We start from the raw sequence: 23898 nt of genomic DNA, 5'->3' as shown, positions 1-23898 counted from the left end.
CCATGAGCCAGGCCGCCATCTACGGGCTGCTCTTTGCAGCCATCGTGCTCGAGGTCATCGGCACGACAGCGCTGCAATTGTCGCAGCAGTTCACCCGCATCGGGCCGACGGCACTCGTCGTCGCCTGCTATGCGGCGGCCTTCTATTGCCTGTCGCTCACGCTGAAGAGCATTCCCGTCGGCATCGCCTATGCGATTTGGAGCGCTTTGGGAATCGTGCTGATTTCCTCGGTCGGCCTGATTTTCTTCAAGCAGCGCCTCGACCCGCCGGCGATCGTCGGCCTCGGGCTGATCATATCGGGCGTCGTCGTGGTCAATCTGTTCTCGAAATCCGTTTCGCATTGATTTCATTGTGAAATTCTAGAATCCTCCTCCAAAGCTCGCGAGAGAAATTTTCCCCTTTGTCAAACTCCTGACAAAGGGCTATGTGTTGCTTTGACGTGGAGGAGATCGAGGCGCACCCAGCGCCTTTTTCCAAAGCGCTTTGAATTCTGCTTTTCCCGCCTGCCGATACTTCCAGCTTCCAGAGGAGCACATCATGGCCATACGCACCGTCGTCTGGGGAGAGAATATCCACGAGACTACCAATGAGATCGTCCGGGGCATCTATCCCGAAGGCATGCACACGACGATCGCCAAAGCGCTGAACAGCGATCCCGCCATCTCCGCGACCACCGCGACGCTGCAGGAGCCGGAGCATGGGCTGAGCGAGGCCCGCCTTGCCGAAACCGACGTGCTGACCTGGTGGGGCCATAAGGATCATGGCGCCGTGTCCGACGTCGTCGTCGAGCGCGTCGCCAAGCGCGTCTGGGAGGGCATGGGCCTTCTCGTTCTGCATTCCGGCCATTTCTCGAAGATCTTCAAGCGGCTGATGGGTACACCCTGCGCGCTGAAATGGCGCGAGGCGGGTGAGCGCGAGCGGCTGTGGACGATCAATCCGCGCCATCCGATCGCCGCCGGCATCGGCGAGCATTTCGAACTCGAAAACGAGGAAATGTATGGCGAGCAATTCTCGGTGCCGGAGCCGCTCGAAACGGTGTTCATCTCCTGGTTCCAGGGCGGGGAAGTGTTCCGCTCGGGCCTGACGTGGCGGCGCGGCGCCGGCAACATCTTCTATTTCCGCCCCGGCCACGAGACCTATCCGACCTATCACGACGCCACGGTGCAGAAGGTGCTGATCAACGGCGTCAAGTGGGCCTATAACCCGCAAGGCGCGTTGACTGGTATTACCGACGCTCCAAATGTGCCGGTAGAGAAGGCATTGGAGCCGATCGTCGAACGCGGCCCGAAACTGCACCAGGCCGGCGAAGCCGGTTACCGCTGAGGAGCATCCATGCGACTACTCGTTCTTGGCACGGGCGTGATGGCGAAAAACCAGCTCACCCACTTCAGCAAAATCGATGGCGTAACGGTGGTCGGCGCCGTCGACACCGATCCCGACCGGCTTTCCGCCTTTGCCGACAAGTTCGGCATCGAGAAGCGGTTCCTCTCTCTGGATGAGGCGATCGCCTGGGGCGAATTCGATGCGGCGACGAACATCACGCCCGACCGCATCCATCACCCGACGACGCTGGCGCTGATTGCCGCCGGCAAGCATGTGCTCTGCGAGAAGCCGCTGGCGGAAAACTACGCGAAGGCGTTAGAGATGACGGAAGCGGCTGAAAAGGCCGGCGTCATCAACATGGTGAACCTCACCTACCGCAATGTCGCACCGCTGCAGCGCGCCCGTGAAATGGTGCTTGCCGGTGAGCTCGGTACGATCAAGCACGTCGAAGCCTCCTATCTGCAAAGCTGGCTCGTCTCGCGCGCCTGGGGCGACTGGCGCACGGAATCGACCTGGCTGTGGCGGCTTTCCACCGGCCACGGCTCGAACGGCGTGCTCGGAGATGTCGGCATCCACATCCTCGATTTCGCCGCCTATGGCGCCGCCACCGACATCGATCATGTCTTTGCGCGGTTGAAGACCTTCAACAAGGCGCCGGGCGGCCAGATCGGCGAATATATGCTCGACGCCAATGACAGCTTCACCATGTCGGTCGATTTCGCCAACGGCGCGCTCGGCGTCATCCATGCCAGCCGCTGGGCGACGGGCCACCTGAACGAGCTGAAGCTGCGCATCTACGGCGAAAAGGGCAGCCTCGAGGTCATCCACCGGCCGGCCGGATCGGAACTGCGCGGCTGCCTTGGCGACGATGCCGAGACCGCCACCTGGAAGGAGATCGAGGTGGCGCCGGTGCCGACGAACTACCAGCGGTTTGCCGAAGCGGTGGCGAGCGGCATCCAGCCCGACCCGAATTTCCGCCACGCCGCCAACCTGCAGAAGGTGCTCGATCTCGCCATGGAGACCGAGCGCGAGCGGCGCGAGCTGAAGGTCTGATGCGACGCTTGGGATAAGTGAACCGGGCTTCCGGCTGGCATACGAAATGAAAGTATGATGATGTCGAACTGCCCACGGATCTCGTGGGCGGTTTTCTTTAAGCGGCGAGGTGGCTCCATGATTTGGATAGCGGGTGTGGTCGGACTGGCGATCGCTTATCTGATCGGCGCCATTCCCACGGGCTATCTGGCGGGAAAGCTGCTCAAAGGCATCGACATCCGGGAACATGGCTCCAAATCCACTGGCGCAACGAATGTGTTGCGGACTCTGGGCAAATGGCCTGCCTTGGTCGTGTTGCTGGTGGATGTGCTGAAAGGTGCGGCGGCGGTGGTCTTCGCCCGCTGGTTTTATCCCTGGTCTTATGGATGGCGGTACGAGATGCCGTCGACAGCGCTTGATTTGACGGGCTGGGTGTCTTGGGCCGTTTGTGCGGCCGGACTTGCCGTCTTGTTAGGTCACGGCCGTTCGATCTGGTTGAATTTCACAGGTGGCAAATCTGCTGCGACAGGGCTCGGCGTGCTGCTCGCCATATCATGGCCGGTCGGTTTAGGTGCGGCGACGGTTTTCGGCATCGGGCTTGCTGTGTTTCGGATTGTGTCGCTGAGTTCGATGCTGGCGGCGTTGACGGCGATCGTCCTCATTTTCAGCCTGGAGCAGCCGTTGGCCTACCGGTTTCTGGTGATTGCAGGCGGCCTTTATGTCATCGTGCGCCATCATGCCAATATCAAGCGGCTGCTGGCGGGGATGGAGCCGCGAATAGGGCAAAGCAGTCCGGCAGCGAAAACGGGATCGCAAGTTTAAGCTGCTCCTGCGCCTCCGCGGTGAGCGGAGCCGCTTCGGTCTGCGATGTTTTCGCGTTATGCTTCGGCATGGGCAGTTCGACGCTCTCCCTCGGTCCGTTCCTTTACGGTGACAGGAAGCCTGTGGCGGGGGGCAAAGCTGTTGCGGCCGACCGTAAGCGGCGCGAGTGAAGGCCTGATTTCGGTATTTGAGAACAACGAAGCCGCCATTCCGGCGGATTTTTCGTATGTTGGATTTGCTTCAAGATTTCACGCTGATCAGCACAAGAGGGCGAAGGCAGGCCGCATGAAAAGTCTTCTCACAAGCTGGCCGCTTTGGGCGCTTCTTTCCGCCTGCTTTGCAGCGCTCACTGCGATTTTTGCCAAGGTCGGCGTCGAGAATGTGAATTCCGACTTCGCAACCTTCGTTCGCACCATCGTCATTCTGCTGGCGGCAGGGATGATGGTCTATGTGACGGGCAATTGGCAGGAGCCGTCTTCGGTGTCGAGCAGGAGCTGGCTGTTTCTCATCCTCTCCGGCCTTGCCACCGGCGCATCCTGGATTTGCTATTTCCGGGCTTTGAAGCTCGGTGATGCGGCTCGTGTCGCACCGATCGACAAGCTCTCCGTCGTCTTCGCGTCCGTCTTTGCCGTGCTGTTCCTGGGCGAACGTCTGTCGCTTCCGAACTGGCTTGGCGTCATCATGATCGCCGGAGGCGCGGTGCTCGTCGCCTACAGAGCCTAATCCGGCGAAAAAAGGCCCCACCGAGGTGGGGCCGGAGGTGGCCGAGCCGCCGCAAGTGGTCTCGGCCGCTTGTTTATTCAATCACCTGCACGACGCGATGGGTGCGGGGTTCGACGATCACACGGCGGTCGTTGATGACCGTGTAGGCGTATTTCGGGTTGTCAGGCACCGGTGTAACGACGACATCGGCCGGAAGCGGCTTGCCGACGACGATCGGCTGCTCGACGACCACGCGGGAGGTCGGGGCCGGCTGCTGCTGGACATAGGTAACGACCTCGCGCGGCGGCGGATCGACGACGGCGCCAGCGACACCGCCGGCCACGCCGCCAATGGCGGCACCCACGGGACCACCGACGATCGCGCCGGTGATGGCGCCGCCGGCAGCACCGGTGACGGCGCCGTCAGCCAGCGCGTTGGTGGCGAGTGACGACAGCGCAAGGGCGCTGGAGACAAGTAGAATCTTGTACATTTTGCTTCTCCTTTGTTGGATTGCGTTTGGGTAACGACAACGCAAATCCGATGTTCCAGCAGGAGAATCACGCTTTGGAAGGCCGGTTCATATTCTGTGAGGCGGCTGAAGCATGCGTGGGGATGGGATTATTCCAGGCGCCGGCGGAAGAGCCAGGCGGCAGCGCTGAGCGTGACGGTGGCGATCAGCGCCAGCGGGATCGTCTGGTTCACCACCTCGCTCAAAGGGATATCCTTGAGGAAGACGCCTTTGACGATCACCAGGAAATAGCGCAGCGGGTTGATGAGTGTTATCGGCTGCAGCCAGGCCGGCATGTTCTCGATCGGCGTGGCGAAGCCCGAGAGCAGCATGGCCGGGACCATGAACAGAAAGGCTCCGAGGATTGCCTGCTGCTGCGTCATCGACAGCGCCGAGATGAAGAGGCCGAGGCCGGCGACCGAGCCGAGGTAGAAGACCGCGCTGCCATAAAGCAGGAAGAGCGAGCCGCGCAGCGGCACTTCGAACAGGAAGACGGCGGCGAGGATATAGACGGTGATGTGGAAGAGGCCGATCATCATCGGCGGGATCAGCTTGCCGATCAGGATCTCGTGCATGCGCAGCGGCGAGACCATCAGTTGGTCGAAGGTGCCGAGCTCGCGCTCGCGGGCGATCGACAAAGCCGTGACGATCAGGCCGATCAGCAGCGCGATGCTGGCGATCAGGTTCGGCACCATGAACCATTGATAGGTGAGGTTCGGGTTGAACCAGTTGCGCGGCACCGTCGAAACCATTTCGGCGCCGGTTCGCTTGCCGGCCGGGGTCTCGGCGGCAAGGGCGCCGCTGATCTGCGAGAGGTAGCCCGCGACGATCTGCGAGGCGTTGGAGCGGCGGCCGTCGAGCACGACCTGCAGGTCGGCCGGCGTTCCCGCCTCGATATTGCGCGAGAAATCCGGGCCGATCTCGACGGCGGCGATCACGGTCTGATTGTCGATTGCCACCTGGACCTGCGCCTGGCTCGCGGCGACTTCGATGTTGCGGAAAGTCGGCGAGCCGTCGATGCGCTCGATCAGTTCCTGGCCCCAATGGCCGCTGTCGCGATTGAGGATCATGACGTCGACATTGCGGACTTCGAGCGTCGCGGCATAGGAAAAGACGAGAAGCTGGACGATCGGCGGGCCGATCAGGATGGCGCGCCCCTTGGGATCGCGCAGCACGGCGAGCAATTCCTTGACGATGAGGGCGTAAAGCCTTGTCCATCCCATCTCAGCCGATCCTCTTTCTGGTGCTGCGGGCGGCCAGCACGAACATGATGGCGCCGATCGTCAGCATGACGGAGATTGCCTTTGCGAACATCGGCCAGATGTCGCCGGCGAGGAACACCGTCTGAAGGCTCGGGATCAGGTAGCGCGCCGGCACGATGAAGGTGATCCACTGGATGACCGCAGGCATGGAATTGATTTCGAACAGGAAGCCCGACAGCAGGAAGGCCGGCAGGAAGGCTGATATGAGAGCCAGCTGCGAGGCGAGGAACTGGTTTTTCGTCGCCGTCGAGATCAACAGGCCCTGGCCGAGCGCCGGGATCAGGAAAGCGGCCGACAATGCGTAAAGAGCCGCGACCGAGCCGCGGAACGGCACGCCGAAGAGAAAGACCGCCAGCAGCACGCAGAGCGTCATCGAGGTGAGGCCGAGCAGGAAATAGGGCAGGATCTTGCCGGCGAGCAGTTCGACCGCCGTCACCGGCGTCGCCATCATCGCCTCCATCGTGCCACGCTCCCATTCGCGGGCGACGACGAGCGAGGTGAGCAGCGTGCCGACAAGCGTCATGACGATGGCGATAGAGCCCGGCACGAGGAAATTGCGGCTGGTGAGTTCCGGATTGAACCAGAAACGCTGCTCGACTGTGATGGCAGGGCTGTGCGAGGCGACATCCGCCTGTCTCTGCTGTTCCCAGTTGGCGACGGCACCTTGCGCATAATTCTGCACGAAATTTGCCGTGTTCGGGTCGGAGCCGTCGACGATCACCTGGAGAGCGGGACGGTTGCCGGCGGTGTAGCGCGTGGTGAAATCGGCCGGGATGATGACGATGCCGCGCACCTTGCCGATCACGAGATCGTCCTCGAACAGGCGCCGGTCACGGCCGATCGTCACATCGAAATAGCGCGAGGCCTGGAAACTCGCCGACAGGTCCTGCGTCAGCGGCGTCATCTCCTCGGTCACGAGGCCGATGCGGGTGCGGCTGGTATCGAGCGAGACGCCGTAGCCGAAGAGAAAGAGCAGGATCAGCGGCAGCACGAAGGCGATGAGGATGCTGCTCGGATCGCGGACCGCCTGGAAGCTTTCCTTGCGCACGAGGGCAAACAAACGCCGTAACCGGCCTGATGAGGCGCTCATGCCGCATCCTCCGCTTCCGACTGCTGCACCAGCGCGATGAAGGCATCCTCCATCGTCGGGTCCGGCTGCTCCCTGGTCGCGACCCGGGCCTTCAATTCGTCGGGCGAGCCGAGCGCAATCGAGCGGCCGCGATAGATCAGCGAGATGCGGTCGCAATATTCCGCCTCGTCCATGAAATGGGTGGTGACGAGCACGGTGACGCCTTTTTCCACCAGCGCGTTGATATGCGTCCAGAATTCGCGCCGGGTGATCGGATCGACGCCTGATGTCGGCTCGTCCAGGAAGAGGGCGCGCGGCTCGTGCATGACGGCGCAGGCAAGCGCCAGGCGCTGTTTGAGGCCGAGCGGCAGGTCCTTGGCGGCCTCGTTGGCATGGCGGCCGAAATCGAAGATCTCGGCCATCAGCTCGATGCGCTTGCGCTTATGCTGCCCGCGAAGGCCATAAACGCCGGCGAAGAATTCGAGGTTCTGCATGACGGTGAGATCGCCGTAGAGCGAGAATTTCTGCGCCATGTAGCCGAGCTGGTTGCGGGCTTCGGCGGCATCGCGGCGGAGATCGAAACCGGCGACGCGGCCTTCGCCGCCGGTCGGCTTCAATAGGCCGCAGAGCATCTTGAAAGTGGTGGACTTGCCAGCGCCGTTCGGGCCGAGCAGGCCGAAGATCTCGCCGCGGCGGATATCGAAGCTGATGTCGTCGGCGGCGGTGAAATCGCCGAAGCGCTTGGTCAGGCCCCTGGCTTCGATCACCGGGCGGTCGCCCTCGGCCTTCAGCGGCTCTTGCGCCTCGGCGAGCCTGGAGCGGCCGCCGGGACCGCCGCCCAGCATGTCGACGAAGGCATCCTCGAAACGGGGCGGGGCAGGGGAAAGCGAGGCGCCATTGCCGGCCTTGCCGATATCGGGTGTCTTGCCGCTGGCTGCGACCAGGCGGATCGCCTCGCCCTGGATCACGCCGTCGATGACGCCATCGGCCTGCAGCAGTTCGGCGAGAACCTGCCGGCGGCGGCCGGTGACATCGGAGACCCGGAAGACGCGGCCGTCGACGCGCTCCGTCATCTCCTCCGGTTTTCCCGAGAAGAGCAGTTTCCCCTGGTTCAAGAGCAGCACATGGTCGCAGGCTTCGGCCTCGTCGAGATAGGCGGTCGACCAGAGCACGCCGATGCCTTCCTTCGTCAGGTTCTCGACCATCTTCCAGAGGTCGCGGCGCGAGATCGGGTCGACGCCGACGCCCGGCTCGTCGAGCAGCAGCAGGCGCGGCTTCTTCAGCAGCGCGCAGGCAAGGCCGAGCTTCTGTTTCATGCCGCCGGAAAGCTTTCCGGCGAGCCGGCCGGTGAAACGCTTGAGGTCGGTGAAGGTGAGCAATTCGTCGAAGGCGCCGGCGCGTTCGCTCTTCGGCAGGCCGCGCAGATCGGCATAGAGATCGAGGTTTTCCTGCACCGAGAGGTCCTCGTAGAGGCCGAAGCGCTGCGGCATGTAGCCGATCGCCGCCTGGATGCCGGCGGCATTCTTCCGGGTGTCGAAGCCCAGAACCTCCATCGTGCCGCTGTCCGGCAGCATGAGGCCGGTCATCAGGCGGATCAGCGTCGTCTTGCCGGCGCCGTCGGGGCCGACGAGGCCGGTGATCGCGCCGCCGCCGATGACGCCGGAGACGGCGTCGAGGGCCGGAGGCGCGTCGCCGAAACGCTTGGTGACGCCGTCGATCCGGACGAGCGGCTTGTCGTCCCGGCTGGTTTCGACGGTCGTCATTGTCCGCCTGCCGGCGCGGAAAGCCGCACGGTGACAGGCATGCCCTGGCGCAGGTCCGGGCCGGGCTTGTCGATGACGATCCTCAGGCGATAGACGAGATCGGTTCTCAGTTCCGGCGTCTCCACCGATTTCGGAGTGAATTCGGCGACGGGAGATATGAAGCCGATCGTGCCTTCATAGGGCTTGTCGGGCGCCGTATCGGAGGCGACGGAGACCTTCATGCCCGGATGGATGCGGCCGAGATCGGGTTCGGCGACGTAGCTGCGCACCCAGACGGGCTCGGTGAGCGAGAGCACGAAGACGGTATCGGCCGGCGAGACGATCGCGCCGTTTTCCCGCACGCGCGAGAGGATGACGCCGTCGTTCGGCGCGCGCAGTTCGGTGTCGGCGAGCGAGGTGCGGGCCGAGGCGAGTGTGGCCTCGGCCGCCTTCAGCTGGGCATCGGCGGCGGCGATATCCTCGATGCGGGAGCCTTCCTGCAGCAGCTTCAGCGCCTCGCTGGCGGATTGCGAGCGGGCGGCGGCCATCGCCTTTGCGGCGGTCGCCTGATCGAGGCTCGCTTCGGAAATCGTGCCCTGCGGGCGAAGCTGGCGGGCGCGGTCATAAGCGAGGTTGGCATTCTGCATATCCGCGAGGCTTTCGTCATAGGCGGCGCGCGCCTGGGCGATCTCGGTCGGCCGCGGGCCGGCCTTCAGTTTGTCGAGCGTTGCGCGAAGGGCTGCGGCATTGGCCTCGCCGGAGCGCACGGCAAATTCATAGGGCGCGGCGTCGAGCTTTGCCAAAACCGTTCCGCTCTTGACGACATCGCCCTCGTCGACACGGAGTTCGGAGAGGCGGCCGCTGACGCGAAAGCCGAGCGAGACCTGGCGGATATCGACATTGCCGTAAAGCACGAATTCGCGGCGCGCCTCGGGCAGCCAGCCGAACCGCTCGGGCAGGCCGTACCACCAGGCGGCGGCTCCTGCCGCAGCGAGGAGAAGGACGAGGAGGGGAAGGATGCGTTTCATGCCGCACCTCCTTTCGGCGGGCCGATGACATCGGCCAGTTCGGCGGCAAGGCCCCGCAGGATTTCCACCTGTTCCGGGCCGAATGTGTCCCATTCCATCTGGGCGAGCACGGAGGCATGGGCAAAGCGGAAGATGAGAATGCTGCCGACGAGATTGAAGGTGCGCAGGCGCACATGTTCCGACGCCGGGTCCTCGCGAAGGATGGCGCCGACCAGCCGCCGGCCCATTTCAATCATCGGCCGCATGATGCCCTGATAGACCCGCTTGAATGCCTCGGTCGGTTCCATCTGCTCGCGGATGAGGAAGCGGGCCCAGGGCTCGGATTCCTTGGCGACGAAGAGCGTTACCATGGTCTGGAGAATTTCGGTGAGGAAGAGGCGGGCCTGCGCCTCGCCGAGCGGCTCGCCGGCCGCGTCGAGCGCCATGAGCTGTGCGCCGATGCGCGCCCTCATGCCGCTGACATGCGCGTCGATCCGCATCATCAGATATTCGGCGGTGGCGATGTAGAGGCCTTCCTTGCTGCCGAAATAATAAGGGATCGCCTGCAGGTTGACGCCGGCGGCTTCGGTCAGCTGGCGCGTCGAGGCGCCGTCGAAACCGTAGCGCCCGAAGACGTCGAGAGCGGCGGTCAGCATCTTCTGGCGCGCGATCTCGGCGCGGGCGGAGGCTGGTGTGGTTTGGTTGTCGTTTGGCTTGGTCATGACGGTTTTATAGCACTGATCGATAAATCAGTCAATCGAATGATATATTACTGTACAAGCCATCGTTTGAACGAATGAAGAGGATCTCTTCGTTCGCACTCCGTTGCCTTTTGACGTTCTGGTTCTTTGTCTGGCGTCATCCTCGGCCTTGTGCCGAGGATCTGCTCCGGTCAATTAAGTGGCTGAAAATAAATGGGTTCCCCCAAACAATTATTGTGGTTAGATGCTCGGCACAAGGCCGAGCATGACGGAGGAAACTTCGTCAACAAACAGAGGGCGTCCGTCGGCCGGACGCCCTCTCTTCAATCGGTGCAATCGTGAAGTCTTCTCAAAGACCGAGGAAATAATCCCGGCTCGACGGGCCCTTGGCGGGAGCGAACCAGCGGCCCTGCCAGGTGGCCTTGGTATTGAGGAAGCCGCCGCCGGAATCCGCCTTTGGCGGCCGGCCCGTCTCGATCAGCGACTGGCGCAACTCTTCCTGCAGCTTGGCGCGCAGGACATAGTGGTCGTAGATGTCGAGGATATGGATCGCATAGGCGACGGCGAGCGACTGGTTGCCGCGGATGACCAGCAGGTTCTCGTCGTTCTGGTAGGAGGCCTTGTATCCGAGATTGTGGCTGCCGGTGATGACGGTGCAGTTGTCGGGATGGAGCGGATCGATGACGACGATCTTGTCGTGGATGATCGCGTGGCCGGCGCTGAGCAGTTCTGGACGAAGGTCGCCGAACTGGGCGGAGATCGCCGCGGCCCGCACCATGGCGACGCGGCTGGCATCGCCGCCCGGCCACCAGATCGCCCGTTGGGGCAGATCCTCGGTCGTGCCGTCGGGTTTGGTATAGGTCGTGGGTTCACCGGGTTTTGCCGGCGGCAGGGCTGCCGGATTGCTGATCGCGCCCTGGACGAGCAGTTCCGGCCGCTTGGCGGCAAGATCGGCCGCCTGGCCGATGACGTTCTGTTCGCCGCGCACACCGGGATAGAAGGTAAGGAACAGGATGGCGCTGTCAGCATGTTCCATCAGCGAATAGACGCGGCTGAGATCGACTGGTGTCGGTGAGGTCTTGTTCTTGGTCGGCGCCTTGGTGTTGGGCGAAAACAGGATTTCGACGGTGGTCTTGCCGTCCGCCAGCTTCACCGGCACGCTTAATGCGGCATTGGCCTGGCGCAGCGCTGTGCCCTGCACGCCTTTGCTCGGCGCAAAACCCTCGGCGGTCTTGCCATGGTTGGAAACGGTCAAGGGAACGCCCGGAGGCTGCGGATCGTCCCGCAGCAGCTTCCAATAGGCGAGGAAGCGGTCTGCGACCTTCTTGTCGTCGATCAGGATGACATTGTTGGACTGGGTGCAAAGGCCGGTTTCCGTCCAGTTGGTGCTGCCGGTCATGACGGTGCGGGCGACGCCGCCTTCGACATAGACGGCGAATTTGTTGTGGCCGATGTGGCTGTTGTTGTTGAAGAGGCGATCCTGCACGCGGTCGGCACAAGGCGCGGCGGCATGGAGGCCGATGCGCGCATCGTGATTGCCGGTATCCCAGACGACCGGCTTCCTCGGCGGCGCGTCGCCCTTCTTGTTGAGATCGGTGGAGCCCGAGGTTGAGAGGATGACATGCGCCTTGCCCGCCTCGACGAGCGCCGTCAGCCGCCTGACCAGTTCCGGATCGTGCAGCTCGTAAAGCGCCAGATAGAGTTCGCCATTTCCCTTTTCGGCGCGGTCGATCAGCATCGTCAGGAAGCTCAGCACATCGGCCGTCAGGAACAGGCGAATCGGATCGTTCTCCTTGGGGATGTGCTCCTTCAGCGTCTTCAGCAGGCCTTCGGTGACGCGCATCGCCGGGCCGGGCGCGACATTCTCGGGCTTGACGCCCTGCACCTTTTCCAGCTGGCGCAGAAGGTTCTGCGTCGAAAGGATGCCGTTGGTATAGGTCGCCTTGATGGCGCCGCCGCCCGGGAAATCATGGGTGACGTCGATGCTCCCGGTCTTGAAGGGCTCGTCCAGGATGAAGAGCTGCCGCTGCGGCCCATCGTATCGCGGCTTGCCGTTCTCGTCGCGATAGGGGGCGGTGCCGGAGGCGGGAACCTCTGCCCGGCCAGGACCTGCCAGGCCGACCGGGGTGATCTCGTAATGGATCTTGAAATCGATCGGCCGAACGGTCGCCTCGTCGCGTGAGCGGCGCAGCGTCAGGTCGCGCCATTGATATTGCTGGATCGGCCAGACCGAGCTGTCCTGTTCCAGCCAGTCGGGATTGGACTGATCGGTGAAAGCGATCCAGGTCGGCAGGATTCGCCGGGCGCCGGCGTCCTGCCCGGTCTCGTGCACACGGGTGATCATGAAGCCGAGACAATCGGCAATCGGCCCATCCGCCGCCCAGGCGAGATAGGCGACTTCGCCATTGCACCATGCGCCTGCCTTGGTAATCCTTCCCATGCACGCCTCCCCTCGTTGTTGCCGAGATCACGATTGCAGCAGCGGTGACGACGAGCCCTCCACTCGCTGCGCACCGCGGACGAACCGACTCTATCGTCGGTTGCGCATGTCTTCGAATATATAGGCAGGCGATACTAAAGTAACGTGACATCGGTTACGCAGGCAGGACGAAAAAGGCAGCCTGGCGCCGATCGCTGCGGAACGAAAAGCGCGCCATTTTTCTCGTTATGCGCTCATTTTTTGACACAAAACTGCCCAGCTCTTTCCGTATTGCCAGTTCAATGCGTATCCAAATCTATATTATCGCGCTCCTGCTGAGCGCCATCATGTGGTCGATCTCGTTCGATGCGGCGCGAGAATCCTATCATGCCGCCCAAAGCGCGGGATTGGTGCCGAACCTGCATATCAACAAGAAGCTGGATCGCATTCTCTAGACTGCGATCAGTGCCTAAAGCGCGTCGCTATCTTTCAGATTCGCTCCTTGCGCTTTAGGTCCTTGTTTTACGCATGTCGTTGCCGCAAAACCGCTGCACACTTTTGCGCGACATGCTTTAGTTATAAGGCGTCTCAAGCCCTTCCGGACAGAAAATCAAATTTCCTAAAATTTGACCGATCCGCTTAAAAGCCCTGCAAATACTGACGTGTAGAGTGTTCTCATGAAGGCGGCCGAAGCGTGGACAGACGCGGCGACCGCTTGGAGCCGGGCGGACCATATGCCCGCCGATCCGAAAACGGGGACTTCGACATGCAGAAAACTCTTGCCGCCATCGCCTTGACCGTAAGCATCACCGCGGCTGCCGGTCCGGCCTTCGCCATCGGGCCGGCGAGCCTTGGCCGCGACCTGATGTACACTTCCGCCATCGGCCATTCGCCGGAGATTCCCCTGACGACGCGCGCCGGCTTCGTTCGCCCAGGCGTTCCCTTCGTGCTGCGCAGCCCGGCTGCGGTCGAGGGGGAGGGTTACAAGATCAATGCCTATTCGAAGAGCCTGACCATTGCCATCGACTATGTGCTTTCGAAGGCGGTCGGCGCTGTGCAGGCGGTCACGTTTCTCCGCTGACGCTCCGCGTCAACGGGAAGCAGTTCGAGAGATAAGCTAAGCGTTGAGCTCGGCGTGGACGTCGAGATACCACTCGACGAAGGCCTTGACGCCGACATCCAGCGTCGTATCCGGCTTATATCCAGTCAGTGCCACGAGCAGATCGGGAGCGGCGAAGGTGCGGGGCACGTCGCCCTTCTGCATGGCCAGCATCTTGCGGATGGCAGGACGGCCGAGCGCCTTTTCCACCGTTTCGACGAAATCCATCAGGCTGACCGGCTGGCCGCCGCCGATATTGACGACGCGGAAGGGCGCCTGGCGCGACAGCGTTTCGACAGCGGCGTTATCGAGACGGTTCTCCTCGCTGGGCGCAATGGCCGACAACCTGACGATCGCTTCGATAAGATCGTCGATATAGGTGAAGTCACGGCTCATATTGCCTTCGCCGTAGATCTCGATCGGCTGGCCTTCGAGCATGTTCTTGGCGAATTTGAACAGCGCCATGTCGGGCCGGCCCCACGGGCCATAGACGGTGAAGAAACGAAAGGCCGTCGTCGGGATCTTGTGCAGATGGGCGTAGCTGTGCGCCATCAGTTCCATCGATTTCTTCGTCGCGGCATAAATGGTCAGCGGTTCGTCGGCGCGGTCGGTCTCGTGGAAGGGAACGGTCGCATTGGCGCCATAGATCGATGATGTCGAGGCGAGCATCAGGTGGCGGATTTCGACGCGCCGCGCGATCTCCATGATGTTCCAGGAGCCTTCGACATTCGAGTGAATATAGGCCTCGGGATTTTCCAGGCTGTAACGGACGCCGGCCTGCGCGGCGAGATGGATCAGGATGTCGGGTTTGGCGGCGATGACTGCCGCCTCCAGCGCTTTGCGATCCTCGAGCATTGCGATGACGGGTTTGAAGGTCGGAAACTGGGAGAGTGCGGCATGGCGCATCTCCTTGAGCTTGACGTTGTAATAGGGGGTCAGGCCGTCGAAGCCCGTGACCTCATGCCCTTCCTGCAGCAGGCGTCTGGCCAGATGAAAACCGATGAAGCCGGCCGTGCCTGTGATGAAGTAGCGCATTCCCACCTTTTTCTCGGCTCCCTGCCGACGGCAAAAAGCCGATTCCGTCTAAAGTGGCCCCCACTTACAAGATAAAAAGAGGGCGAGTCGATAGGCCGTTGAAAGATAGGGCCTGGAGCGCCGCCGCTGTCGTGGTTTCCGGACATTATGCTGCGTTGCACCATATGGGCTCGCATGTTATGGCGGCTGGTCTTATGCGAGCGGAACCAGGATCGATGAGAAACATAATTTATTGGGTTCTCTCGGCGTTTCTGACTGCGGCCATCGCGATCGTGTCGCTGCGCTATGTCACGAACTTCTGGCTGCTCTCCTTCATCTACAGCTTTCAGATTCACCTCGGCGTCATCTTCGTCGCCGCCGGCCTCGTCATCCTGGCCGTCAGGAGGCACGTTTACGGCCTTGCCCTTCTGCTCGCAGCCCTTCTTCTCACCGCCCACGGCATCATCATGCTGCGGGAATTTGCCGGGGAAGACAGGGGAGCGGACACGGCGCCGCTTTTCCGGCTGATGTCGTTCAATGTCGCGATCGACAATTGGAAAAACTCGACCGCCATCGCCGACATGGTGATCGCTTCGAATGCCGATGTCGTCAATCTGCTCGAAGCCAAGCCGCTGACATTCCATCTGCAACGATTGTTCAAGGTCTATCCCTATCATATCGGCTGCGACCACGGCAAAGACAGCTGCGATACGCTGCTGCTGTCCAAACGCCCTTTCGCGACCCGGCAGGTCGCGAGCATCGGCAGTCTCAGGAAAGACAGGCTGGCCGTCGCAAGCGTCGATTTCGGCGGGCAGACCGTCAATCTCGTGTCGGCGCACCTGACCAAGCCCTATTTCGACGATTACCAGGCGGAAGAATTGGGAGATCTCGACAAGGCGCTCGGCTCGATCTCAGGCCCGCTGGTGCTGGCCGGCGATTTCAACTCGTCGTCGATCGCCCCCGGCATTCAGGCTTTCCTGCGCAAGCAGGATCTGAAGACGATGGCGCCGGAGCCGGCGACATGGCCGATCGCCGCCGGCCGGTTCGGGATCGCCATCGATCACATATTCGCGCGTGCACCGCTTCATCTGACGTCGCTGAAACGTCTCGCCGACAATCTCGGCTCCAACCATTCAGGCCTGATCGCAGAATTCGTTCTCGATGGCGAAACGGCGTCGGCGCAATAAGCGAGCAAGTCAGAATCTGGTTCGGCCGCCCTTTCGGTCGATCATCTGAAAGTTCTTGCCGTCGGTCTTCACGCTGACGCAATCGGTCGACTTGTTGGGAAACCGGACGCACACCTGGCCATTGCTGATCTTGTAGCCATTCTTGTTGCCCTGGCGATATTCGTAGCCGTTGCTGCTTTCTTTGAGCTCCGACGTGCCGGGCAGGTGCTGGCGGATTTCCGACTCGCTGGCGGCTCGCATATTCGCCGTCTGGGCAAAGGCCATTGCCGGCAGCAGGATCGAAAGGCATCCGGCAAGGGCGGGCAGGGTACGCATCAGAGGACATCTCCTGTCAGGTCTGTCGGCATATTCATTCTATGAGAATCCCGAGAGGGAATTCAACAGGGATGGTGGCCATGCCGGAAGCTGTGGCGGACTGTCTCAGCCCGCCGGCCGTTCCGGCGCCTGGTTCACGTTCTTCCGAATTCGTCGACGATGCGGATGATATCGTCCTCGCCGAGATAGGAGCCTGTCTGCACCTCGATGAGTTCGAGGAGAATCTTGCCGGGATTGGCGAGGCGGTGAACTTCGCCGAGCGGGATATAGACGCTTTCGTTCTCGCGCAGCATCCGAACGGTCTCGCCGACCGTCACCTCGGCCGTCCCCTTGACGACGATCCAGTGCTCGGAGCGATGGTGGTGCTTCTGCAGCGAAAGCTTCTTGCCCGGCGTGACGAAGATGCGCTTCACCTGGAAGCGGTCGCCGTTGAGGATCGAGGTATAGCCGCCCCAGGGGCGGTAGGACGTCGGATGGGTTTCGGCGAATTTCGCGGTAGCGGAGGAAGAGGCCAGCATCTTGACCAATTGACCGACATTCTGGCTGTCCTTGAGCGGTCCGACATAGACGGCGTCCTCGCTGGCGATGACGGCGACGTCTTCCATGCCCTGGACGGCCAGATGCACGCCATGGGTCATGACCAGCGAATTGCGGGTGTTGACGACGGTCGTATTGGCTGCCGCGACATTGCCGTTGTCGTCGCGTTTGCCCGATTTCCAGACGGCGTCCCAGCTTCCCATGTCCGACCATCGGAATGGCGAGGGGACGACGGCGGCTTTGGAGGTCTTCTCCATGATCGCATAGTCGATGGAGATGTCGGGGCTCTTGGCGAAATGGTCGGCATCGAGGCGGGTGAAGTCGAGGTCGCGGCTTGCCTTGGAAACCGCCTTGCTTGCCGCCTTCAGCACATCGGGCGCATATTCCTGCAACTCGGCGATGAGTTCCGTCACCGGGAACATGAAGATGCCGGAATTCCAGTAGAAGCCGCCATCGGCGAGCATCTGCTCGGCTTTCTCAAGGGCAGGCTTCTCCACGAAGCGGGTGACCTTGTGGGCGCCGTTCTTGAGCGCCTCGCCGATCTCGATATAGCCATAACCGGTCGCCGGCTCGGTCGGGTTGATGCCGAAGGTGACGAGCTTGCCGTCGGCCGCGGCATCGCGGGCGATGCGGATGCAATCGAAATAGCTCTTGTCGGCCAGGATCTCGTGGTCCGAGGCGAGCATCTGGATGATCGCATCCTTGCCGAAAAGCTCGGTGGCGAGCGTGGCTGCCGCGGCCACCGCCGCGGCGGTGTTGCGGGCCACCGGCTCGAGCAGCACGGCGGCGAGCGGAACGGCAAGCGCGCGGGCCTGCTCGGCCACCAGGAAGCGGAATTCCTCATTGGTGACGACGATCGGGGCTTCATAGAGCGCGGGATCGGACACGCGTTCGAGGGTGTCCTGGAACAGCGTCTTGTCGCCGACGAACTGGATGAATTGCTTCGGCGCAGTGGCACGGGAAAGCGGCCAGAGCCGCGTGCCTTTGCCGCCGGCCATGATCACGGGAACGATTTTCTGCGTCATAGGCGGTTTCCTCGAAATACGTGTTCGTCGCATGATTATTGGGCGCCTGCCCAGTCTCTTATTCGATTGAGCCCTGCATTCAGCAGGTCCAGGGCTGCGGTTTCGCTGCCGGCTTCCACGTAGCAGCGCATTTCAGGCGCATTGCCGGAAGGGCGGAAATGGATGATCCGGCCATCGCCGAGCGTGACCCTGAGGCCATCGATGTCGGATTTTGTCCCTAGCTTGCCTATCGGCCGCAGGAAAGCGGAAAGATTTTCATCCGAGGCGCGCAGATGCGCCATCAGCGCCGCGCTGGTCTCGACGGGGAAATTTTCCAGGCGGTCGGCGGCGGCAAAGGGCAGGCGATAGGAAGCGGCAATGGCGGAGAGCGGCTCTCCGCGAATGGCGGCGAGCGACAGGATCGCCAGCATCGGGATGAAGCAGTCGCGCGTCGGCAAGGCGCGAACGTTCCGGCCGTTGATGTCGAAGGAGGTGGCCGTCAGCAGCCCGCCATTGGCTTCGAAGCCCATGACATGATCTTGGCCCCTGGCCACGGCCTCTTCCATGCCCGCGATGACGAAGGGCGAGCCGACGCGGGTGCGCGTAACGGTAAAGGAGCCTGCGGCCTCGATGCCGGAATTGGAGGTGACGGGTGTCACCACCGTGCCGGCGCCAAGAAACTTGGCCGCCACGAGGCCGAGAAGATCGCCGCGCAGCGGCGTGCCGGTTTCGTCGGCGACCAGCGGCCGGTCGCCGTCGCCATCGGTCGAGACGATCGCATCGAACTTGTGATCGGAGACCCAGCGCTTCATCAGCGTGATGGTCTCCTCGGAAACGGCTTCGGTATCGACCGGGATGAAGCTTTCCGAACGGCCGAGAGCGGTGACTTCGGCGCCGTAATGGGAAAGAACATCGACCAGGAGATCACGGGCGACGGTGCTGTGCTGGTAGACGCCGATCCTCAGGCCCGACAGCGCGCCTTGCGGAAGCAGGGCCGTATTGCGTTCGAAAAAGAGCTGCCGGCAGATCGCCTCATGATCTTCCATCGCTGCCGGCGTCTGGACCACGGCTTCGCCGCTTTTCTCGATTTCGGCCGCCAAGGCGGTAATCGCAGCCTCGTCCGATTTGTCGATCTCGCCGTCGGGGCGGTAGAACTTGATTCCGTTGCGGTCCGCCGGAATATGAGAGCCTGTTATCATCAGGCAGGCGGCATTGCTTTCAAGGCCGTAAAGGGCAAGCGCCGGCGTCGGGACATTGCCGCAATCGAAGACCCGGAAGCCGAGCGCGGCAAGCGCGCCTGCGCAATTGCCCGAGATTTCGGGGCTGGAATCGCGAAAGTCGCGGCCGATCAGAATGACGTCGCCGGTCTGCGCCTTGCCGGTCTGCAGCAGATATTTGCCGAACGCCGTCGCATAAAGCGCAGAGGCGCGTCCCTTGAGATCGACTGAAAGTCCGCGAAGGCCGCTCGTGCCGAATTTCATTTGAAGAGATGTCTCCCGGTTTACAATCAAGGTTCTACTCAGGCCGCCTGCCGGCGTAAATACCGAAGCCGTCATATAGTTAAACACGAACGACGATGCCTCGGACAGCCTCTCGCAGTCTTCTCCCGCCGATCCTAAAGACGTAGACCCATTGCCGAGAGGCATTGCAGCGTAGATCGATTTTGTTAGAACCGTATGTCCGTTGTTTCGTCATATGCGAAGGATTTGCCGGATGAGCGATACGTCAGTCAGTCTCGAAGAGAGCTGGAAGGCCGCCTTGGCGGGGGAGTTCTCAAGCCCCTACATGCAGCAGCTCAAATCCTTCCTCGTCGCGCAGAAGGAGATCGGCAAGCGGATATTCCCGAAAGGAAGCGAATATTTCCGCGCCCTCGATCTGACGCCGGTCTCCAAGGTCAAGGTCGTCATTCTCGGCCAGGACCCCTATCACGGGCTGGGGCAAGCCCATGGCCTGTGCTTCAGCGTCCGGCCGGGCGTGCGCATCCCTCCCTCGCTCGTCAATATCTACAAGGAGATGGAGACGGATCTCGGCATCGCGCCGGCGCGTCATGGTTTTCTCGAACATTGGGCACGGCAGGGTGTGCTGTTGCTGAACAGCGTGCTGACGGTCGAGGAGGGCCAGGCGGCCGCCCATCAAGGCAAGGGGTGGGAGCGCTTCACCGACGCCGTCATCCGCAAGGTCAACGACGAATGCGAATCCGTCGTCTTCATGCTCTGGGGCTCCTATGCCCAGCGCAAGGCCGCCTTCGTCGATACGGCGCGGCATCTGGTGCTCAAGGCGCCGCATCCTTCGCCGCTTTCGGCCCATAACGGCTTCTTCGGCTGCGGGCATTTCTCCAAAGCGAACGCCTTCCTGCAATCGCGCGGGCGCGAGCCGATCGACTGGCAACTGCCGGCCGATCCCCATGCTTCCTAGTGAACGCAGATCGATCTTCGTTCACTAAAAGAAGACAATGCGTTTTGGTCCGCGGCTCTATCCGCAGGGGCTCGGAGCGCGCATTTATGATCCATCGAAAGCCCGCGAACGGCGGGCAAGAAAGGGGTCTCACATGCTCGATCAGATCAAGGGCCTGCACCACGTCACATCGATGGCGGAGGACGCCCGCACCAACAACCAGTTCTTCACCCATGCGCTCGGCCTGCGCCGCGTCAAGAAGACGGTGAATTTCGACGCGCCCGATGTCTATCACCTCTACTACGGTGACGAGACCGGCGCGCCCGGCACGATCATGACCTATTTCCCGTTCCCGAAGATGGCGCAGGGCCGTCCCGGCACCGGCGAGGTCGGCACGACGGTGTTTTCCGTCCCGCAGGGCTCGCTCGGCTTCTGGAGCGACCGCTTCGCCGCGCTCGGCCTCGGTGGCCTGAAGGCCGAGGAAAGCTTCGGCGAAAAGCGCCTGAACTTCTCCGGTCCGGATGGCGACGGCTTCGCCCTCGTCGAGGTTAGGGATGATGGCCGCCAGCCCTGGACGCATGGCGGCATCAACGAGGACCACGCCATTCGCGGCTTCCACTCCGTCGCCATGCGGCTGAGAGACGAGGGCGCGACGGCCGAACTCCTGAAATTCATGGGGTACGAGGTGGGCGAGGAAAGGGATGGCGTCAAGCGGCTGATCAAGCCTGACGGCAACGGCGCGCATCTCATCGATCTCGAGACGATGCCGAATGTCGCCCGTGCGCTGCCCGGCGCCGGCTCCGTTCACCACGTCGCCTTCGCCGTCGAAAACCGCGCAAAGCAACTCGAAGTGCGCAAGGCGCTGATGGATACCGGTTATCAGGTCACGCCCGTCATCGACCGCGATTATTTCTGGGCGATCTATTTCCGCACGCCGGGCGGCGTGCTGTTCGAGGTCGCGACGAATGAACCCGGCTTCGACCGCGACGAGGATACGGCGCATCTCGGCGAAGCGCTGAGGCTGCCGCAGCAGCACGCTCATCTTCGCGCGCTGCTCGAGCAGCACCTGCAGCCGCTCGAGGGCTAGAGCGGTTCAATTTTCATTGAAGCGTAGAACCGCTCTACCTTTTGTTTTGACGCAATTCCCGGCAAAAGCGCTTCGCGCTTTGCCTGGAAAAACCGCTTCGCACTTTTCCTGGAATTGCTCCAAGGAGAACCGACATGACCGAAACAGGATATGTGCACCTGCTGCATGCCGGTGCACCCGACAAACCCATGCTGGTCGTGCTGCACGGCACCGGCGGCGACGAGAACCAGTTCTTCGAATTCGGCCGGCGCCTGCTGCCGGAAGCGACTGTTCTCTCGCCGCGCGGTGATGTTTCAGAATACGGTGCGGCGCGCTTTTTCCGCCGCACGGGAGAGGGGGTCTACGATATGCCCGACCTTTCCCGTGCGACGGAGAAGATGGCCGCCTATGTCGAGGCGTTTGCCGGGGAATACCGGGCTTCCGCCATTCTCGGGCTCGGCTTTTCGAACGGCGCAAACATCCTCGCCAATGTGCTGATCGAGAAGGGCATCTTCGACGCCGCGGTTCTGATGCATCCGCTCATTCCGTTTCAACCCGAAGCCCGCTCGACGCTTGCGGGAAGAAAGGTGCTGGTGACGGCCGGCGAGCGGGACCCGATCGCTCCCGTCCCGGTGACCGAGGCCCTGTCGCAACATCTGAAGGATCGTGGGGCGGAGGTCCGGACGGTCTGGCATCCCGGCGGCCATGAGATTGCGCCGCTCGAAATCGATGCGGTGCGCGAATTCTTCAGCGGCTATTGATGGAAGCGCGCCCATCGGCGTGAAATGATTGTGGGGCCGGCAAAATGCCGGTCCCACAGCCTTTCTCGAATGATGGTCCTGCCGGCGGTCATCGACAGGACGCAGGCGCTCTAACCTTTTGGATTTACGCAATTCCCGGCAAAAGCGCTTCGCGCTTTGCCTGAGAAAACCGCTTCGCACTTTTCCTGGAATTGTTCTAAGGACGGGGAGGATATTTGCCCCTGATTGCCTTCATGTAAAAATTACCGGGCGATTCCGCCATCGTCAGACCGACGACGACCCCCTTTGGAACGCCTTCATATTCTCGTCTCTGACCGTTTGTCAGATAGACCCGTAGATGCCGGCTGTCTTCGTCGTAGGTAATCGCCTCGATCATTTTCGAATCAACCGCAGTTTCCACTTTGCACCCCGCAATTTTGGACCTGAGATTCTTGAATGCGGACGTGGTTCACGCTCGCAACGCAGCATCATTATGCGCCGCCACAGGGGCGTCAAGCACGATAAGCTTAAACGTTCATTTTTTTGTGATGGCTCTCTTTATAGTTGATTTTTGCAGCTTTTTCGCTGGCATCATCTGTGGAAATCCGATTGCCGGCAATTCTTCAAGCCGGAGAGCTAGTCGCCGGTACAGCTGCCGGCGGAACGGACAATATGGTTTAACCCCGGATTAACCAGCATATACCAAAATACAGCGCAATATTGACGGCGAAACCTTTCCGGAATGAACGAAGACAAGGGCGTTTCTCGGAGCATCGGTATCACCGTCACTGGCGGGGTTGCCTGAGCGCGCTTTCAGGCGGGAACGACAAGGATGGATGATTCTCGCGCCCCGGCAGCCGGACGCGCAGTGCCTGCGGCGAGCCTGACGCAGGTGGTGCAGCAGTCGGCCAGGGATGAGCTTGTTCCGATGCGGCGGCGTTGCGGGTACAATGTCGATGGGGCCGTGATCAGGCCAATTTCTTCCTGAACACTGAGCCTCATGCCGGAATGGACAAGAAATGGATCGCTTCCGAAGAACCTCGCGTTCGGTCGGATCTCGTAAATGGGTTACATGTTTAACTATCTAGGGCCGTGGCGACAACAGATACCGATACTGGCCGGTAACCGAAAAGGACGCGCTCGGCTGACCTTTGCCGAGGGAGAATTCGCTGCGGTCTACGCAATGAGCGATATTCACGGCTGCTACAACGAACTCGTGGAGGTGCATCGCCGCATCGAGGAGGATGCCGCGCGCATAACGGGGCCGAAACTCATCGTCACGCTCGGCGACTACGTCGATCGCGGGCCGGATTCGAGCGCGGTGCTGGAGTTCCTGAGCAAGGGGCCGCCGCCGGGGTTTCAGCGTTTGGTCCTCTGCGGCAATCACGATGCGGAACTGGTGAAGCTCTATCGCAAACCGGCGCGTATTTTCGAATGGCTGAGCTTTGCCGGAACCGAGACGCTGCAGTCATACGGCATAGACATCGAGCATCTGCTGCAGTCGGCGGCAGGAAACGAGGCGATCGCCCGCGTCATTCACAACATGATACCCGAGCGGCACATCCAGTTTCTGGAATCGCTGCCGATCATGCTGCGGATGGGAAGGGTCCTCTTCGTCCATGCGGGCGTCAAGCCGGGCATCGATCTCAAGAAACAGAAGGACGGCGACCTCATGTGGATACGCCAGCCCTTCCTGGATGAGGGGCCGCAGCTTCCTTTCCTGGTGATCCACGGGCACACGCCGGCGCGAATCCCGACATTCGGGCCGCAGCGCATCGGGATCGACACGGCAGTGTCGGCGACAGGTCGCTTGACCGTGCTGACGATCAAGGGAACGCGGGTCGGTATTCTTTAAAGCGCCTTGGAAATAGCCGCCGTTTCTGCCGGCACGCCCCAAAAACGAACGCCGCGGGATTGATGCCCCGCGGCGTCCGAAAGTTCACGTATTGAAGCGG

24 protein-coding genes are annotated in these 23898 nt (G+C 61.7%); 12 read left to right on the top strand and 12 right to left on the bottom strand.

Translation table 11 applies throughout. The features are described 5' to 3' along the window. Positions 1-2: 2 nt before the first annotated feature. The 5 genes from ATY78_RS23710 (at position 3) to ATY78_RS23690 (ending at position 3900) form a co-directional block, all read left to right on the top strand. On the top strand, positions 3-344 hold the full coding sequence (locus ATY78_RS23710; RefSeq protein WP_088684743.1) for an SMR family transporter: 342 nt from the start codon (positions 3-5) through the stop codon (positions 342-344). A 193-nt stretch (positions 345-537) separates the two neighbouring features. Next, complete coding sequence (locus ATY78_RS23705) at positions 538-1323, top strand: ThuA domain-containing protein (RefSeq protein ID WP_088684742.1); 786 nt, start codon at positions 538-540, stop codon at positions 1321-1323. Positions 1324-1332: 9 nt separating this feature from the next. Continuing rightward, positions 1333-2376, top strand: a complete 1044-nt coding sequence (locus ATY78_RS23700; protein ID WP_088684741.1) for a Gfo/Idh/MocA family oxidoreductase — start codon at positions 1333-1335, stop codon at positions 2374-2376. Positions 2377-2493: 117 nt separating this feature from the next. Beyond that, positions 2494-3177: a glycerol-3-phosphate 1-O-acyltransferase PlsY gene (gene plsY, locus ATY78_RS23695; protein WP_088684890.1), complete on the top strand. Its 684-nt coding sequence runs from the start codon at positions 2494-2496 to the stop codon at positions 3175-3177. A 285-nt stretch (positions 3178-3462) separates the two neighbouring features. Next, positions 3463-3900 carry an EamA family transporter gene (locus tag ATY78_RS23690; RefSeq protein ID WP_088684889.1) on the top strand — a complete coding sequence of 146 codons (438 nt, stop codon included), beginning with the start codon at positions 3463-3465 and terminating at the stop codon, positions 3898-3900. A gap of 73 nt (positions 3901-3973) precedes the next feature. Here ATY78_RS23690 and ATY78_RS23685 read toward each other — a convergent pair whose 3' ends face one another. The 7 genes from ATY78_RS23685 to ATY78_RS23655 form a co-directional block, all read right to left on the bottom strand. Next, positions 3974-4369: a DUF1236 domain-containing protein gene (locus tag ATY78_RS23685; protein WP_088684740.1), complete on the bottom strand. Its 396-nt coding sequence runs from the start codon at positions 4367-4369 to the stop codon at positions 3974-3976. Between the two features lie 128 nt (positions 4370-4497). After that, the gene (locus ATY78_RS23680; RefSeq protein WP_088684739.1) at positions 4498-5610 is read right to left on the bottom strand and encodes an ABC transporter permease; all 1113 of its coding nucleotides are present in this window, start codon (positions 5608-5610) and stop codon (positions 4498-4500) included. 1 nt (position 5611) lies between these two features. Beyond that, positions 5612-6739, bottom strand: coding sequence for an ABC transporter permease (locus ATY78_RS23675; protein WP_088684738.1), 1128 nt, complete (start codon positions 6737-6739; stop codon positions 5612-5614). Further along, a complete protein-coding gene (locus ATY78_RS23670) occupies positions 6736-8481 on the bottom strand; it encodes an ATP-binding cassette domain-containing protein (RefSeq protein WP_088684737.1) in 1746 nt (581 codons plus the stop codon). The genes ATY78_RS23675 and ATY78_RS23670 overlap by 4 nt, the downstream gene beginning before the upstream one ends. Beyond that, positions 8478-9488 (bottom strand): secretion protein HlyD, encoded by a 1011-nt coding sequence (gene hlyD / locus ATY78_RS23665; RefSeq protein WP_088684736.1) that lies wholly within the window; start codon positions 9486-9488, stop codon positions 8478-8480. The genes ATY78_RS23670 and hlyD overlap by 4 nt, the downstream gene beginning before the upstream one ends. After that, entirely contained in the window at positions 9485-10189 is a 705-nt protein-coding gene (locus ATY78_RS23660) for a CerR family C-terminal domain-containing protein (protein ID WP_088684735.1), read from the bottom strand. The genes hlyD and ATY78_RS23660 overlap by 4 nt, the downstream gene beginning before the upstream one ends. Positions 10190-10517: 328 nt before the next feature. Beyond that, positions 10518-12608 (bottom strand): phospholipase D-like domain-containing protein, encoded by a 2091-nt coding sequence (locus ATY78_RS23655; RefSeq protein ID WP_088684734.1) that lies wholly within the window; start codon positions 12606-12608, stop codon positions 10518-10520. Positions 12609-12889: 281 nt separating this feature from the next. Here ATY78_RS23655 and ATY78_RS28640 point away from each other — a divergent pair, with 281 nt between their 5' ends. After that, a complete protein-coding gene (locus ATY78_RS28640) occupies positions 12890-13042 on the top strand; it encodes a hypothetical protein (protein WP_190237512.1) in 153 nt (50 codons plus the stop codon). Between the two features lie 239 nt (positions 13043-13281). Next, entirely contained in the window at positions 13282-13668 is a 387-nt protein-coding gene (locus ATY78_RS23645) for a hypothetical protein (RefSeq protein ID WP_088684732.1), read from the top strand. A 36-nt stretch (positions 13669-13704) separates the two neighbouring features. Here the strand turns inward: ATY78_RS23645 and ATY78_RS23640 are convergent, their stop codons facing one another. Further along, on the bottom strand, positions 13705-14721 hold the full coding sequence (locus tag ATY78_RS23640; protein WP_088684731.1) for an NAD-dependent epimerase: 1017 nt from the start codon (positions 14719-14721) through the stop codon (positions 13705-13707). Positions 14722-14936: 215 nt separating this feature from the next. On the opposite strand from ATY78_RS23640, the gene ATY78_RS23635 reads away from it, so the two are divergent. Beyond that, positions 14937-15887, top strand: a complete 951-nt coding sequence (locus tag ATY78_RS23635; RefSeq protein WP_088684730.1) for an endonuclease/exonuclease/phosphatase family protein — start codon at positions 14937-14939, stop codon at positions 15885-15887. 9 nt (positions 15888-15896) lie between these two features. On the opposite strand, the gene ATY78_RS23630 is transcribed toward ATY78_RS23635, so the two are convergent. The 3 genes from ATY78_RS23630 to ATY78_RS23620 form a co-directional block, all read right to left on the bottom strand. After that, a complete protein-coding gene (locus ATY78_RS23630; protein ID WP_088684729.1) occupies positions 15897-16202 on the bottom strand; it encodes a hypothetical protein in 306 nt (101 codons plus the stop codon). 134 nt (positions 16203-16336) lie between these two features. Then, positions 16337-17764 (bottom strand): mannose-1-phosphate guanylyltransferase/mannose-6-phosphate isomerase, encoded by a 1428-nt coding sequence (locus tag ATY78_RS23625; RefSeq protein WP_088684728.1) that lies wholly within the window; start codon positions 17762-17764, stop codon positions 16337-16339. A 35-nt stretch (positions 17765-17799) separates the two neighbouring features. Then, positions 17800-19224: a phosphomannomutase gene (locus ATY78_RS23620; RefSeq protein ID WP_088684727.1), complete on the bottom strand. Its 1425-nt coding sequence runs from the start codon at positions 19222-19224 to the stop codon at positions 17800-17802. Positions 19225-19456: 232 nt separating this feature from the next. Here ATY78_RS23620 and ung point away from each other — a divergent pair, with 232 nt between their 5' ends. The 3 genes from ung to ATY78_RS23605 all read left to right on the top strand — a co-directional run bounded on the left by ung (position 19457) and on the right by ATY78_RS23605 (position 21964). Next, positions 19457-20158, top strand: a complete 702-nt coding sequence (ung, locus tag ATY78_RS23615) for a uracil-DNA glycosylase (protein ID WP_088684726.1) — start codon at positions 19457-19459, stop codon at positions 20156-20158. A gap of 133 nt (positions 20159-20291) precedes the next feature. After that, a complete protein-coding gene (locus ATY78_RS23610) occupies positions 20292-21224 on the top strand; it encodes a VOC family protein (RefSeq protein ID WP_088684725.1) in 933 nt (310 codons plus the stop codon). A gap of 134 nt (positions 21225-21358) precedes the next feature. Continuing rightward, positions 21359-21964, top strand: coding sequence for an alpha/beta hydrolase (locus tag ATY78_RS23605; RefSeq protein WP_088684724.1), 606 nt, complete (start codon positions 21359-21361; stop codon positions 21962-21964). Between the two features lie 196 nt (positions 21965-22160). Here the strand turns inward: ATY78_RS23605 and ATY78_RS23600 are convergent, their stop codons facing one another. Further along, entirely contained in the window at positions 22161-22340 is a 180-nt protein-coding gene (locus tag ATY78_RS23600) for a KTSC domain-containing protein (RefSeq protein ID WP_245313627.1), read from the bottom strand. 666 nt (positions 22341-23006) lie between these two features. Between ATY78_RS23600 and ATY78_RS23590 the strand changes: the two genes are divergently transcribed. Beyond that, a complete protein-coding gene (locus tag ATY78_RS23590) occupies positions 23007-23798 on the top strand; it encodes a metallophosphoesterase (protein ID WP_088684722.1) in 792 nt (263 codons plus the stop codon). The last annotated feature ends 100 nt before the right edge of the window (positions 23799-23898 follow it).

Origin of the sequence: Rhizobium sp. R635, assembly GCF_002211285.1 — a bacterium.
Taxonomy (GTDB): domain Bacteria; phylum Pseudomonadota; class Alphaproteobacteria; order Rhizobiales; family Rhizobiaceae; genus Rhizobium.
This window is presented reverse-complemented; position numbering and strand designations above follow the sequence as displayed.

Coding starts and splice junctions, on each gene's coding strand:
- ATY78_RS23710 (WP_088684743.1), top strand. CDS start 3: ATGAGCCAGGCCGCCATCTACGGGCTGCTCTTTGCAGCCATCGTGCTC.
- ATY78_RS23705 (WP_088684742.1), top strand. CDS start 538: ATGGCCATACGCACCGTCGTCTGGGGAGAGAATATCCACGAGACTACC.
- ATY78_RS23700 (WP_088684741.1), top strand. CDS start 1,333: ATGCGACTACTCGTTCTTGGCACGGGCGTGATGGCGAAAAACCAGCTC.
- plsY (WP_088684890.1), top strand. CDS start 2,494: ATGATTTGGATAGCGGGTGTGGTCGGACTGGCGATCGCTTATCTGATC.
- ATY78_RS23690 (WP_088684889.1), top strand. CDS start 3,463: ATGAAAAGTCTTCTCACAAGCTGGCCGCTTTGGGCGCTTCTTTCCGCC.
- ATY78_RS23685 (WP_088684740.1), bottom strand. CDS start 4,369: ATGTACAAGATTCTACTTGTCTCCAGCGCCCTTGCGCTGTCGTCACTC.
- ATY78_RS23680 (WP_088684739.1), bottom strand. CDS start 5,610: ATGGGATGGACAAGGCTTTACGCCCTCATCGTCAAGGAATTGCTCGCC.
- ATY78_RS23675 (WP_088684738.1), bottom strand. CDS start 6,739: ATGAGCGCCTCATCAGGCCGGTTACGGCGTTTGTTTGCCCTCGTGCGC.
- ATY78_RS23670 (WP_088684737.1), bottom strand. CDS start 8,481: ATGACGACCGTCGAAACCAGCCGGGACGACAAGCCGCTCGTCCGGATC.
- hlyD (WP_088684736.1), bottom strand. CDS start 9,488: ATGAAACGCATCCTTCCCCTCCTCGTCCTTCTCCTCGCTGCGGCAGGA.
- ATY78_RS23660 (WP_088684735.1), bottom strand. CDS start 10,189: ATGACCAAGCCAAACGACAACCAAACCACACCAGCCTCCGCCCGCGCC.
- ATY78_RS23655 (WP_088684734.1), bottom strand. CDS start 12,608: ATGGGAAGGATTACCAAGGCAGGCGCATGGTGCAATGGCGAAGTCGCC.
- ATY78_RS28640 (WP_190237512.1), top strand. CDS start 12,890: ATGCGTATCCAAATCTATATTATCGCGCTCCTGCTGAGCGCCATCATG.
- ATY78_RS23640 (WP_088684731.1), bottom strand. CDS start 14,721: ATGCGCTACTTCATCACAGGCACGGCCGGCTTCATCGGTTTTCATCTG.
- ATY78_RS23635 (WP_088684730.1), top strand. CDS start 14,937: ATGAGAAACATAATTTATTGGGTTCTCTCGGCGTTTCTGACTGCGGCC.
- ATY78_RS23630 (WP_088684729.1), bottom strand. CDS start 16,202: ATGCGTACCCTGCCCGCCCTTGCCGGATGCCTTTCGATCCTGCTGCCG.
- ATY78_RS23625 (WP_088684728.1), bottom strand. CDS start 17,764: ATGACGCAGAAAATCGTTCCCGTGATCATGGCCGGCGGCAAAGGCACG.
- ATY78_RS23620 (WP_088684727.1), bottom strand. CDS start 19,224: ATGAAATTCGGCACGAGCGGCCTTCGCGGACTTTCAGTCGATCTCAAG.
- ung (WP_088684726.1), top strand. CDS start 19,457: ATGAGCGATACGTCAGTCAGTCTCGAAGAGAGCTGGAAGGCCGCCTTG.
- ATY78_RS23610 (WP_088684725.1), top strand. CDS start 20,292: ATGCTCGATCAGATCAAGGGCCTGCACCACGTCACATCGATGGCGGAG.
- ATY78_RS23605 (WP_088684724.1), top strand. CDS start 21,359: ATGACCGAAACAGGATATGTGCACCTGCTGCATGCCGGTGCACCCGAC.
- ATY78_RS23600 (WP_245313627.1), bottom strand. CDS start 22,340: ATGATCGAGGCGATTACCTACGACGAAGACAGCCGGCATCTACGGGTC.
- ATY78_RS23590 (WP_088684722.1), top strand. CDS start 23,007: ATGGGTTACATGTTTAACTATCTAGGGCCGTGGCGACAACAGATACCG.